Below are 4,293 nucleotides of genomic sequence, written 5' to 3' on the forward strand. Positions count from 1 at the left end.
ACAGGGGGCTCCGGCCGGATATCCGGCCGGAGCCCCCTCCTCATCAAGCTCCGGCACGGCGCTGTCCGTCCGCGTGAGAACGGCGTGTTTCGGCCGCCCGTCCGCTGGTCGCGGGCGTTCTCCAGCATTTACTTTCGTGACCTGGCGGGCTTCAATGGACCGAGATCAGGCAGCTACGGCCGGGGGGCCCGTGTCCACCGACAGCAACGAGGCTTCGACACCAACCGACGCCGATCTCCTTGCCCTGCATGTAAAAGGTGACCCCGATGCCTTCGGGGAGATCGTCCGGCGGCATCGCGACCGCCTCTGGGCGGTGGCACTGCGCACCCTTGGTGACCGCGAGGAAGCCGCCGACGCCGTCCAGGACGCCCTGGTCTCCGCCTACCGGGCAGCCCACACCTTCCGCGGCCAGTCCGCGGTGACGACATGGCTGCACCGCATCACGGTCAATGCCTGTCTGGACCGGGCCCGTAAGGCCGCCTCCCGGCGCACCTCACCCGTCGCCGAGACCGAGCGGCTGGAGCAGCTTCTCGAGCCCCAGGAATCCGCCGAGGCACCCGCCGAGCGCCAGGATCTGCACCGAGAGCTGCTCAGCGCCCTGCGCACCCTTCCCGAGGAACAGCGTGCCGCGCTCGTCCTGGTCGATATGCAGGGCTACCCCGTCGCGGAAGCCGCCTCGATCCTTGACGTCCCGACCGGAACGGTGAAAAGCCGCTGCGCACGAGGCCGGGCTCGACTCCTCCCCTTGGTCACCCATCTGCGCGCCGACGGCGGGGATAGCAAACCCGCGAGCGGGGGAAGGAACCGGGCGCAGGGGACATCCGTCCCACCGACGGCAGGGCCGAAGGACACAGGTGCCGTGAAGGGCGGAGGTGGGCGAGCGTGACGTCGACGACCGGCACAGGTGAGCACCCGGAGGTCTCCGAGATCTCCGACCTCACGGACGGGCTGCTTTCTCCGACGCGCACGGCGGATCTGCGCGACCATCTCGCCGGCTGCGCGCTGTGCGACGACGTCTATGCGTCGCTGGAAGAAATCCGGGGGCTGCTCGGCACGCTCCCTGGTCCGACGCGGATGCCGGCGGATGTCGCCGGGCGCATCGATGCCGCCCTCGCGGCCGAGGCACTGCTCAACGCCACCACTCCCGCCGGCGGGGCGCATGTTTCACGTGAAACAGCCACCGCGCCCGTCGATGTTTCACGTGAAACATCGACCGAAACCGACGACTCGCCCAGCCACGTGACATCGCCCACCCGGCCCGCCGGGCGTCCGCGAGGCGCCACTGGGCCGGGCCGCCAGACGCCCGGTGGCCGCTCGTCCCGTGCGCGGCGCTGGCCCCGGATTCTGCTCGGCACCGCGGCGGCCGCGGCGGTCCTCAGCTTCGGGGGCCTTCTCATCCAGAACGCCGCCGTCGACGGCACCACGGCAAGCAACCAGGACCGGGCCACCGCGACCACCGAGAAGAGCACAGGCGGCGCGGCCGGCCTGACCACCGCGAGCCTCGGCTCACACGTCCACGATCTGCTCGCGGCCAAGGGTTCTCATAAGTCCCCGGACATCGGCATCCGGAGCTCCCCCGACACCCCGCTGCGTGGCAGCGCCGACACCATCCCGTCGTGTGTCCGCCAGGGCATCGGGCGTCCGGAATCCCCGCTCGCATCCAGCCACACCCGCTACCAGGGCAAGGACGCCTTCCTCGTCGTGCTGCCGCACCCGGCCGACCCCAAGCGTGTCTCGGCCTATGTCGTCGCTTCCTCTTGTGTCTCTGCCACGCCACCGGCTCCCGGAAAGGTCCTGCTGTCGCACTCGTTCCAGCGAGACTGAACGACGAGACGTGCGCTGTGCCACTCCGGGAATGCTCGCCCCGTAGGATCCGTTGGGTGGGGTGAGAGTTCCGAGAGCCCCAGCAAGCAGTCGGCAGAGACAAGGAAGACACCCGTGAGCGACGTCCGCAACGTGATCATCATCGGCTCCGGGCCCGCGGGCTACACCGCAGCGCTCTACACCGCCCGCGCGTCCCTGAAGCCGCTCGTCTTCGAAGGTGCCGTCACCGCCGGAGGCGCCCTGATGAACACCACCGACGTGGAGAACTTCCCCGGTTTCCGCGACGGCATCATGGGGCCGGACCTGATGGACAACATGCGCGCCCAGGCCGAGCGCTTCGGTGCCGAGCTTGTGCCGGACGACGTTGTTGCGGTCGACCTCTCCGAGGAGATCAAGACCGTCACCGACACCGCCGGCAATGTGCACCGCGCGAAGGCCGTCATCGTCAGCACCGGCTCCCAGCACCGCAAGCTCGGCCTGCCCCGTGAGGACGAGCTCTCCGGCCGCGGCGTCTCCTGGTGCGCCACCTGTGACGGGTTCTTCTTCAAGGACCAGGACATCGCCGTCATCGGCGGAGGCGACACCGCGATGGAGGAGGCTACCTTCCTCTCGCGCTTCGCCAAGTCGGTCACCGTCGTCCACCGCCGTGACACCCTGCGCGCCAGCAAGGCGATGCAGGACCGCGCCTTCGCCGACCCGAAGATCAAGTTTGTGTGGGACAGCGAGGTCGCCGAGGTTCACGGCGACAACAAGCTCTCGGGCCTGACGCTGCGCAACGTCAAGACCGGCGAGACCTCCGAGCTCCCCGTCACGGGCCTCTTCATCGCGATCGGCCACGACCCGCGCACGGAGCTGTTCAAGGGCCAGTTGAACCTCGACGACGAGGGTTACCTCAAGGTCGACGCCCCCAGCACGCGGACCAACCTGGCGGGCGTCTTCGCCGCCGGCGATGTCGTCGACCACACCTACCGCCAGGCGATCACCGCGGCCGGCACGGGCTGCTCCGCCGCCCTCGACGCCGAGCGGTTCCTGGCTGCGCTGTCGGACGGCGAGGCGACCGCCGAGCCGGACAAGACCGTCTCCGCCTGACCCGCGCACCCAGCTTTCCCACCACCCACCCAGTAAGGAGATTGCCATGGCCGGCGCCACGGTGACCGTCACGGACGACAACTTCGAAGAGGTCGTCCTCAAGAGCGACAAGCCCGTCCTCGTGGACTTCTGGGCCACCTGGTGCGGCCCGTGCCGCCAGGTCGCCCCGTCTCTGGAGGCGATTGCTGCCGAGCACGACGAGATCGTCATCGCCAAGCTCAACACCGACGAGAACCCGGCGACCACCGCCAAGTACGGCGTCATGTCGATCCCGACCATGAACGTCTACCAGGGCGGCGAGGTCGTGAAGACCATCGTCGGCGCCAAGCCGAAGGCAGCGATCGAGCGCGACCTGGCGGACTTCCTCGCCTGAGTCACGCCGCCATGTTTCACGGGAAACGGGCCCGCCCTCACTGAGGGGCGGGCCCGTTCTCTGTTCTATGCGAAATGGCTTGCTTCCCTGCGAAGCGGCTCGCGCTACAGCGGTCGCAGAGCGGGTTCCTTCTGGACGGCTCCCAGCAGGCGGTCGAGCGCCAGCTCCACATCTTCCTTCCACGAGATCGTGGTCCGCAGCTCAAGGCGCAGCCGCGGAAAGCGGGGGTGGGGGCGTACGGTCTTGAAGCCCACCGCGAGGAGATGGTCGGCGGGCAGCACACACGCCGGCTCGGCCCAGCGGGCATCACCGAAGGCCTCGATGGCCTTGAAGCCGCGCTGAATCAGGTCTTTGGCGACCGTCTGGACCATCACCCGCCCCAGCCCCTGCCCCTGGTAACCGGGGGTCAGCCACGCCGTCAGCAGCTGCACCGCATCCGGCGACACCGGGCTGGTGGGAAAGGCAGTGGAGCGCGGCACATAGGCCGGCGGGGCGTACATCACGAAGCCGACCGGCACCTCGTCGACATAGACCACCCGCCCACAGGACCCCCACTCCAACAAGACCGCCGAGATCCAGGCTTCTTTCTCGAGCTCGGGACGGCCCGCCTTTACCGCGGCCTCGCCGCTGACGGGGTCGAGCTCCCAGAAGACGCAGGAGCGGCAGCGTTTGGGGAGATCCGGAAGGTTGTCCAGCGTGAGCGGTACGAACCGACGGCCCATGAAACCAGGTCCTCACTTCTCTCGCCTGCCACACCACGAAGCGCCGTCAGCGCCGCCTGCTCCTTGAGCAGACCTCCAACGAACCCTCCGACAGCTGCGAGGCCGAACCCCGCTGCCAGCAGTCCGGTGCGGCTCACCGATCGCATGGCCCTCTCCTCGGTGTGAGGTGTCTCCACATGGATGCGTGCCATACCCGAACGCATCGTATCCACCCTTTACGGGCACGGGTACCGCCAGAGAGCAAAGGGCGGGCCGTGTTCCGGTATGGACTCCGGAACACGGCCC

General features: G+C 68.7%; 5 protein-coding genes. 4 read left to right on the top strand and 1 reads right to left on the bottom strand.

What is annotated here, in order from left to right; translation table 11 throughout:
• Positions 1–190 precede the first annotated feature (190 nt).
• The 4 genes from sigM (at position 191) to trxA (ending at position 3,286) form a co-directional block, all read left to right on the top strand.
• The gene (gene sigM, locus DY245_RS34365) at positions 191–886 is read left to right on the top strand and encodes an RNA polymerase sigma factor SigM (protein ID WP_128511036.1); all 696 of its coding nucleotides are present in this window, start codon (positions 191–193) and stop codon (positions 884–886) included.
• Positions 883–1,824 carry an anti-sigma factor gene (locus DY245_RS34370; protein WP_128511037.1) on the top strand — a complete coding sequence of 314 codons (942 nt, stop codon included), beginning with the start codon at positions 883–885 and terminating at the stop codon, positions 1,822–1,824. The genes sigM and DY245_RS34370 overlap by 4 nt, the downstream gene beginning before the upstream one ends.
• A 114-nt stretch (positions 1,825–1,938) precedes the next feature.
• The gene (gene trxB, locus DY245_RS34375; protein WP_128511038.1) at positions 1,939–2,913 is read left to right on the top strand and encodes a thioredoxin-disulfide reductase; all 975 of its coding nucleotides are present in this window, start codon (positions 1,939–1,941) and stop codon (positions 2,911–2,913) included.
• Between the two features lie 46 nt (positions 2,914–2,959).
• Positions 2,960–3,286 carry a thioredoxin gene (gene trxA / locus DY245_RS34380; RefSeq protein WP_069573198.1) on the top strand — a complete coding sequence of 109 codons (327 nt, stop codon included), beginning with the start codon at positions 2,960–2,962 and terminating at the stop codon, positions 3,284–3,286.
• Positions 3,287–3,390: 104 nt separating this feature from the next.
• Here the strand turns inward: trxA and DY245_RS34385 are convergent, their stop codons facing one another.
• Positions 3,391–4,008, bottom strand: coding sequence for a GNAT family N-acetyltransferase (locus tag DY245_RS34385; RefSeq protein ID WP_128511039.1), 618 nt, complete (start codon positions 4,006–4,008; stop codon positions 3,391–3,393).
• Between the last annotated feature and the right edge of the window lie 285 nt (positions 4,009–4,293).

Origin of the sequence: Streptomyces inhibens (assembly GCF_003389455.1) — a bacterium.
GTDB lineage: Bacteria > Actinomycetota > Actinomycetes > Streptomycetales > Streptomycetaceae > Streptomyces > Streptomyces inhibens.